General features: G+C 71.1%; 7 protein-coding genes and 1 pseudogene. 4 read left to right on the plus strand and 4 right to left on the minus strand.

Annotated elements, in window-relative coordinates; translation table 11 throughout:
- Window positions 1–2 precede the first annotated feature (2 nt).
- Window positions 3–1,262 (minus strand): MFS transporter, encoded by a 1,260-nt coding sequence (locus ACZ4V1_RS07710; protein WP_468330845.1) that lies wholly within the window; start codon window positions 1,260–1,262, stop codon window positions 3–5.
- Window positions 1,263–1,445: 183 nt separating this feature from the next.
- Here ACZ4V1_RS07710 and ACZ4V1_RS07715 point away from each other — a divergent pair, with 183 nt between their 5' ends.
- From ACZ4V1_RS07715 to ACZ4V1_RS07725, 3 genes are all read left to right on the plus strand, one after another.
- Window positions 1,446–2,087 carry a DUF6758 family protein gene (locus tag ACZ4V1_RS07715; protein ID WP_468330848.1) on the plus strand — a complete coding sequence of 214 codons (642 nt, stop codon included), beginning with the start codon at window positions 1,446–1,448 and terminating at the stop codon, window positions 2,085–2,087.
- 171 nt (window positions 2,088–2,258) lie between these two features.
- The gene (locus ACZ4V1_RS07720; RefSeq protein ID WP_468330851.1) at window positions 2,259–3,116 is read left to right on the plus strand and encodes a PHP domain-containing protein; all 858 of its coding nucleotides are present in this window, start codon (window positions 2,259–2,261) and stop codon (window positions 3,114–3,116) included.
- 66 nt (window positions 3,117–3,182) lie between these two features.
- On the plus strand, window positions 3,183–3,788 hold the full coding sequence (locus ACZ4V1_RS07725; RefSeq protein ID WP_468330854.1) for a MarC family protein: 606 nt from the start codon (window positions 3,183–3,185) through the stop codon (window positions 3,786–3,788).
- A gap of 89 nt (window positions 3,789–3,877) precedes the next feature.
- Here ACZ4V1_RS07725 and ACZ4V1_RS07730 read toward each other — a convergent pair whose 3' ends face one another.
- Entirely contained in the window at window positions 3,878–4,030 is a 153-nt protein-coding gene (locus tag ACZ4V1_RS07730) for a hypothetical protein (RefSeq protein WP_007444413.1), read from the minus strand.
- Between the two features lie 236 nt (window positions 4,031–4,266).
- On the opposite strand from ACZ4V1_RS07730, the gene ACZ4V1_RS07735 reads away from it, so the two are divergent.
- Window positions 4,267–5,172, plus strand: a complete 906-nt coding sequence (locus tag ACZ4V1_RS07735) for an NYN domain-containing protein (protein WP_468330970.1) — start codon at window positions 4,267–4,269, stop codon at window positions 5,170–5,172.
- Window positions 5,173–5,345: 173 nt separating this feature from the next.
- Here ACZ4V1_RS07735 and ACZ4V1_RS07740 read toward each other — a convergent pair whose 3' ends face one another.
- On the minus strand, window positions 5,346–6,239 hold the full coding sequence (locus ACZ4V1_RS07740) for an alpha/beta fold hydrolase (RefSeq protein ID WP_468330858.1): 894 nt from the start codon (window positions 6,237–6,239) through the stop codon (window positions 5,346–5,348).
- 302 nt (window positions 6,240–6,541) lie between these two features.
- A pseudogene (locus ACZ4V1_RS07745) lies at window positions 6,542–7,000 on the minus strand (DEAD/DEAH box helicase); the annotation flags it as partial.

Raw genomic sequence — 7,000 nt, forward strand, 5'->3', positions numbered from 1 at the left:
GGTCAGTTGGCGAGAACCGTCACCCCGTCCTCCGTCGCGTGCTCCGGCTCCCGTTTCTCCGCCTCGCGCGTCAGCGCGCGGCGCCGTACGAGGACCACGACCGCGCCCAGCACGGCGGTGACCGCCGCCACGACGAAGGGGATGTGGATGTCGGTCCACTCCTCGATCTTCGGTGCGAAGTAGGGAGCGGCCGCCGCCGCGAACCAGCGCACGAAGTTGTACCCCGCGCTCGCCACCGGACGCGGCGCGTCCGACACCCCGAGGGCCAGCTCGGTGTAGACGGTGTTGTTCACACCGATGAAGGCGCCGGACAGGATCGTGCAGACGATCGCCGTGGCGTGGCTGCCGTAGCCGAGCACCAGGACGTCGGCCGCGAGCAGCACCAGCGAGCCGCCGAGCACCTTCAGCGAACCGAAGCGCTGCTGCATGCGCGGCGCCACGAGGACCGAGAAGACGGCGAGCAGCACGCCCCACGCGAAGAACACGGCACCGGACTTGTACGGGGTCATGTTCAGTACGAAGGGCGTGAAGGCCAGCACGGTGAAGAACGTGTAGTTGTAGAAGAACGCCGACACGGCGGTGGCGGCGAGTCCGCCGTGGCCCAGCGCCTTGAGCGGGTCGAGCAGTGACGTCTTGCGGGCCGGCCTCGGCTGTTCCTTCGGTTGTTCCTTCAGTTGTTCCTTCGGCTGTTCCTTCAGGAACGCCGTGATGCACAGGAAGCCGATCGCCATCAGGGCCGCGGTGCCGAAGAAGGGGTAGCGCCAGCTGGCGTCACCGAGCAGCGCGCCCAGCAGGGGGCCGCAGGCCATGCCGAGGCCGAGGGCGGACTCGTACAGCAGGATCGCCGCGGCGCTGCCGCCGGCCGCCGCGGCGACGATGACCGCGAGGGCCGTCGAGACGAACAGCGCGTTGCCGAGGCCCCAGCCGGCCCGGTAGCCGACGAGCTGGCCGACCGTGTCGGAGGTGCCCGACAGGCCCGCGAAGACCACGACGAGGGCCAGACCGAGCAGCAGGGTCTTGCGCCCGCCGATGCGGCTGGAGACGAAGCCCGTCACCAGCATCGCGAGGGCGGTGATGAGGAAGTACGAGGTGAACAGGAGGGAGACCTGGCCGGCGTTCGCGTCCAGGCCCTTGGCGATGGACGGCAGGATCGGGTCGACGAGCCCGATGCCCATGAAGGCCACGACGGACGCACCGGCGGTCGCCCACACGGCCTTGGGCTGCCGCAGGATGCCGCCCGCACCCGCGTCGAAGGGGTCCATGCTTGCTCCAATGCCGACGGGAGAGGGGACCGGATCAGATCGCTCGGAGGGTTGGTGTCTACACACAGTAAGTTAGCGTGCCTAATTAATGCAACATGCATCTAGTTCCCGCTGGTCAGCCGTTCCGCCCGGATGGGTGATCGTCCTTGACGTGGGGGAGCGAGGGTAGGACCGTGGGGCTCTATGAGGGGCGAACCCAGTTGCCCGAAGTGTGGTGGCCGGGTCAGGGCTCCCGGCCTCTTCGCCGATTCCTGGCAGTGTGACCTGCACGGCACCGTGCACCCGCTGCAGCCGGTGCTTCCGCCCAGCGTCGAGGCGCTCGGCGTCGTGGTGCACCGCACGCAGGTACCGGTGTGGATGCCGTGGCCGCTGCCGGTCGGCTGGCTGTTCACCGGCGTGGCCTGTGCGGGCGACGACCGCAGCGGCGGCCGCGCGACCGCCGTTGCCTGCTCGGGTCCCGGCCCCCTCGGCGGCCTCGGCGAGCTGATCCTGGTCGCCGAGGAACTCGGCGTCGGCCTCGGCGCGCGGTACGCGGGCATCGACGCCCCGGACCCGGGTCCGTACCTGGACGTCGAGAAGCCGCCTCAGGCGAAAGTCCTGGCCATCGGCCGCCCTACCCCCCTCTGGCATGTCTCCGGCACCCCCGTCGACCGCGCCGTCTTCGCCGGGGAAGCCCTCGGAATGTGGCTGTGGGCCGTCGTGTGGCCCGAGCGCTCGGGGCTGCTCATGTACGAGGAACTGGTGCTGACCGACCTGCGCGACGCGGGTGCCGAGGTGGACCTGGTGCCGTGCGGGGCACTGTCCCCGCGGTTGATCCAGCCGTAGGCGCCGGCCGGTGCGCCGGGAGCGGCGGTAGCGGGCATCGTGGTGGCTGTTGCGGGTGCGGTGGTGGCTGTAGGGGGCGCAGGGATGCTGCGGGTGTGACAGTGGAGGGTGGATTTCCGGTTATCCTGTTGAGCGTCCCCTTCCGTCCCGTCACCGCCTGGAGTCAGCGTCGTGCGTATCGATCTGCACACCCACTCCACCGCGTCCGACGGCACGGACACCCCGGCCCAACTGGTGCGCAAGGCCGCCGCGGCCGGGCTGGACGTCGTCGCGCTGACCGACCACGACACCACCCGCGGCCACGCCGAGGCCGTCGCCGCGCTGCCCGAGGGGCTCACGCTGGTCACCGGCGCCGAGCTCTCCTGCCGGGTCGACGGCGTCAGCATGCACATGCTGGCCTACCTCTTCGACCCCGAGGAGCCCGCCCTGCTCGCCGAGCGCGAGCTGGTCCGGGACGACCGGGTGCCGCGCGCCCGCGGCATGGTCGCCAAGCTCAACGCACTGGACGTCCCCGTCACGTGGGAGCAGGTCGCCCGGATCGCCGGTGACGGATCCGTAGGGCGCCCGCACGTGGCCTCCGCGCTGGTGGAACTCGGCGTCGTGCCCACCGTGAGCGACGCCTTCACCGAGGACTGGCTGGCCGACGGTGGCCGCGCCTTCGTGGAGAAGCACGAGACCGACCCCTTCGAGGCGCTCCGGCTGATCAAGGGCGCGGGCGGCGTCGCCGTCTTCGCGCACCCGGCCGCCGCCAAGCGGGGCCGTACGGTGCCGGAGGACACGATCGCCGACCTGGCCGACGCCGGGCTCGACGGCATCGAGGTCGACCACATGGACCACGACGCGGACACACGGGCGCGGCTGCGCGGGACCGCCGAGGAGCTGGGGCTCCTGGTGACCGGCTCCAGCGACTACCACGGCAGCCGGAAGACCTGCGTGCTCGGCGAGTACACGACGGACCCCGAGGTGTACGGGGAGATCACGCGACGGGCTTTCGGGGCGTTCCCCGTGCCCGGAGCGGGCGGGATCTGAGCGGGGCCGGAGCCCCCTCCCGCACTCCCACCCCTTTCCCTCTCCCGCAAGGCCAGTAGCTCACCCATGTTCGACATCGCCGTCTTCGGCTCCCTCTTCCTGACCCTTTTTGTCATCATGGATCCCCCCGGGATCACCCCGATCTTCCTCGCGCTGACCTCCGGCCGGCCCGCCAAGGTGCAGAAGCGGATGGCCTTCCAGGCCGTCTGTGTCGCCGGTGGCGTGATCACGGTGTTCGGTCTGCTCGGGCATCAGATCCTGGCCTACCTGCACGTGTCCGTGCCCGCGCTGATGATCGCGGGCGGGCTGCTGCTCCTGCTGATCGCGCTCGATCTGCTCACCGGCAAGACCGACGAGCCGAAGCAGACCAAGGACGTCAACGTCGCGCTCGTACCGCTGGGCATGCCGCTGCTCGCCGGGCCCGGGGCGATCGTGTCGGTCATCCTGGCCGTGCAGAAGGCCGACAGCGTGACCACGCAGGTGTCGGTGTGGGCGGCGATCCTCGCGATCCACGTGGTGCTGTGGCTCGTGATGCGTTACTCGCTGCTGATCATCCGGGTCATCAAGGACGGCGGCGTGGTCCTGGTGACCCGTCTCGCCGGCATGATGCTCTCGGCGATCGCCGTGCAGCAGATCATCAACGGGGTCACGCAGGTGATCCAGGGCGCGTGAACGAGCGCCGGTATCCCGGGGCCAGGCATGCGCAGGGCCCCCCGCACGGAGTCCGTGCGGGGGGCCCTGGACGTGTTGCAGGGACCGCGCTACAAGGCCGAGGTGTCGGCGGGGCGGATCCACAGGCGCTGCCCGATGGCGGCGGCCTGCTGAACGATGCGATTCACGGAGGCGGCGTCCACGACGGTCGTGTCCACGGGGGTCCCGTCGACGTCGTCGAGTCGCATGACTTCAAAGCGCATGGCCTCTCCCTTTGATCTGGTCATCCTCCTGAGGAGAACTACTGGTGTGGCTCCTGGGTCGTCGGTGCCCGGGCTTCCGTAGGAGTCAACGGGCTGTGCGATACAAACATTCCCTACGCTAAGGAAATTTTTCGAACTGCTAACTACTGACTGGTAAGTCGCTTGCCCTGGTGTGACAGGTGTGCGGTACAAGACTGACTGGGACCGGTTGTGTTCGCAGCGTGACCGCCGGGACAATGGAGGCGATGAACGACGACCTCGCGTCCCTGAACGCCCGCATCGATCGCACCAACGAGCTGCTGCTGCGCATGCTCGCCGAGGTGGCCAAGACACCCTCGACCCACGCGATCTTCGTCGACGCCGGGTACCTCTACGCGGCGGCGGGACGCCTGGTGGCCGGGACCGAGGACCGCCGGGCCTTCGACCTGGACGCCGAGGGACTGATCGAGGCGTTCATCGACACGGCGCGCACCATCTTCGCGGACAGCCGCCTGCTGCGGGTCTACTGGTACGACGGTGCCCGGCGCCGCATCCACACCGCCGAGCAGCAGACCATCGCCGAGCTGCCCGACGTCAAGGTCCGCCTGGGCAACCTCAACGCCAACAACCAGCAGAAGGGCGTCGACTCACTCATCCGCTCCGACCTGGAGTCCCTCGCCCGGCACCGCGCCATCAGCGACGCGGCCCTGCTCGGCGGCGACGAGGACCTGGTATCGGCGGTCGAGGCAGCCCAGGGGTACGGCGCCCGCGTCCACCTGTGGGGCATCGAGGCGCCCGAGGGGCGCAACCAGGCAGACCCGCTGCTCTGGGAGGTCGACAGCCAGCGCACCTTCGACCTGGAGTTCTTCAAGCCGTACGTCTCCCGGCGCACGGCCCACGCATTCGACGCGGCGGGCGTGGCCCGGCCGGCCCGCGAGGACGTCCGCTTCGTGGGCGCGCAGATCGCGGCGAAGTGGCTGGCGGCACGTGGCCGCGAGTCGCTGGTGGAACTGCTTCCCGGCCACCCCTACCTCCCCGGCTCGGTGGACCAGGACCTCCTGGTGGAGGCCGAGGGACTGCTCCAGTACTCGTTGCGCGGCCAGGCCGACCTGCGCAGGGCGCTGCGGGACGGCTTCTGGGAGCACTTGCAGGCCCAGTACTGAGCGTCGGCACTGGGCGGCGCTCAGTACCGAGCGCAAAACGGAGCCCGGTATCGAGCGCCGGAATCAGCCCGGTATCGAGCCCTTCACGGAGCCCGGTGTCGAGCCCTTCACGGAGCCCGGTATCGAGCCCTTCACGGAAGCCCGGTACCTAGCGCCAGACCCAGCCCGGGTCGCTAGCGGTCCGACGGCAGCCGGGTGGGGACGCCGTCCCAGAAGTCGGCGAGGGCCCGGGCGGTCGGCAGCGGCTGGTCGGTGTTGGGGGAGTGCTCGGCGTCGGCGATGACGGTCCGGCGCGCGTCCAGCCGTACGGCCATCTCGTCCAGGAGCGGTACCGGCCACGTGTCGTCGTAGGAGCCCGACAGCACGTGGCACGGCAGCGGCAGGGCGGCCAGCTCGGCGACGCGGTCCGGCTCCGTGCACAGCTGCCGCCCCGTGGCCAGGAGCTGGGCGGGCCTGGTGCCCAGCCAGCGGGCGCGCAGCCGTTCCGGGTCCTCCGGGCCGTGCGCGGGCGCCGGGGCGCCGACCTCCTCCGGCGGTCCCATGGCCTGGATCACCTTCCAGACCTCGGCCATCGTCATGGTGCCGAGCGCGTCCCGCAGAAGCTTCACGCGCTGCTGCTGGGAGTCGGAGATCCGCGCCGGGCCCGAGGACATCAGCGTGAGGGAGACGAAAGGGGCGTGGTCGAGCAGCACGGCGGCCCGTGCGATCTGACCGCCGAGGGAGTGTCCGAGGAGATGCACAGGCGTCCCGAGGGCGGCGACCTGCGCGAGCACGTCCCGGGCCAGCTCGGCCTGTGCGTAGCCGGCTTCGTCGTGCTCGGACCCGTCGGACTCGTACTGGCCCCGCCCGTCCAAGGCGACCGTACGGTACCCGCGTGCCCCGAGCGGCTCGTGCAACAGCGTGAAGTCCTCCTTGCTCCCCGTGAACCCGGGCAGCATCAACACCGTGCCCTTCGCGTCGGCCCCGACGGCCACGGGCGAATCGACCACGGCGAACTCACCACGCGCGGTACGCAGCCGGTACGCGCGAGCGTCGGAGGGCGGGATGAAAGCGGCGTTCCTGCTCACGGGCAGAGGCTATCGGGAGGTGGGGGGCGAGGGAGGGGGTGGTTGGGCTGTCGGGCGGCTCGGGCTGTCGGCTGTCGGGCTGTCCAGCGTCCCGGGTGGCCGGGTGTCCCGGGGCTGCCGGGTGTCTCACGGTGGCGTGCGTGGGGGAGGGGGGAACCGACGGCCTGGCCCGCCGTATGGGGAAGCCGTTGGCTCGGCCTCCGGCGGGAAGGAAGCCGTCGGCCCGGCGCCGCGTGGGAACGCCGTCGGCCCGGCCCGCCTGGATGGCGGGACCGGGCCGACGGTCGGGTGAGCGGGGTCGGTCAGCTTTCGCTGGACTCCGCGGTTTGCGTGGCGGCCGTGGCCGACTTGCGGGTCCGGCGAGCCTTCGGCTTCGCCTCGGCCGTGCCGGGTGCCTCGGCGGGTGCCTCGACGGCAGCCGCCTTACGGGTCCGGCGCCGCGGTGCCACATCCGGCTCCGGCTCCTGCGAGGCCTGGGCCGGGATCTCGGCGGTGACCTCGGTGGCGTCGGTGGTTTCGGCCGGTTCGGCGGTCTTGCGGGTGCGGCGGCGCGGTTTGGTCTCCGTGCCTTCGGCGGTGTCGACGGCGGCCTCGGCCTTGGCGGCGGCGGTCTTCCGGGTGCGTCGGGGCTTGGCCTCGGCGGCTTCCGGTGCCTGTCCGGCCGTGTCGGTGGTTTCGGCCGGTTCGGCGGTCTTGCGGGTGCGGCGGCGCGGTTTGGTCTCCGTGCCTTCGGCGGTGTCGACGGCGGCCTCGGCCTTGGC

This window comes from Streptomyces sp. NPDC028991 (assembly GCF_055564775.1).

Bases quoted from the DNA above. Each gene is read 5' to 3' on its own strand.
- ACZ4V1_RS07725 (WP_468330854.1), top strand. From the start codon at position 3,183: ATGTTCGACATCGCCGTCTTCGGCTCCCTCTTCCTGACCCTTTTTGTC.
- ACZ4V1_RS07730 (WP_007444413.1), bottom strand. From the start codon at position 4,030: ATGCGCTTTGAAGTCATGCGACTCGACGACGTCGACGGGACCCCCGTG.
- ACZ4V1_RS07710 (WP_468330845.1), bottom strand. From the start codon at position 1,262: ATGGACCCCTTCGACGCGGGTGCGGGCGGCATCCTGCGGCAGCCCAAG.
- ACZ4V1_RS07735 (WP_468330970.1), top strand. From the start codon at position 4,267: ATGGAGGCGATGAACGACGACCTCGCGTCCCTGAACGCCCGCATCGAT.
- ACZ4V1_RS07715 (WP_468330848.1), top strand. From the start codon at position 1,446: ATGAGGGGCGAACCCAGTTGCCCGAAGTGTGGTGGCCGGGTCAGGGCT.